General features: G+C 45.8%; 1 protein-coding gene. It reads left to right on the forward strand.

Annotated features, from left to right (window positions below; genetic code table 11):
• Positions 1-175: rod shape-determining protein (locus AAEY88_RS13325; RefSeq protein WP_350563156.1), on the forward strand; the 175-nt coding region annotated here is incomplete at its 5' end.
• Positions 176-277 lie beyond the last annotated feature (102 nt).

Raw genomic sequence — 277 nt, forward strand, 5'->3', positions numbered from 1 at the left:
GGTCTTAACCGGCGGTGGTGCATTATTGCGTGACTTAGACCGTTTATTAATGCAAGAAACGGGCATTCCGGTGATGGTCGCAGACGACCCGCTGACTTGTGTTGCTCGTGGCGGTGGTAAAGCCCTTGAAATGATTGATGTGCACGGTGGTGATTTGTTCTCTGAAGAGACCTAATTATCATCGGCTGAGCGGCTTTGTTAATGGCATTTTATGGGTTAACAAAGTTGCGAACAATTTATGAAACCAATTTTCGTTCGTGGCGTCTCTAGTCAATTT

The organism is Psychrobacter sp. CAL346-MNA-CIBAN-0220 (assembly GCF_040309805.1).
Classification (GTDB): domain Bacteria; phylum Pseudomonadota; class Gammaproteobacteria; order Pseudomonadales; family Moraxellaceae; genus Psychrobacter.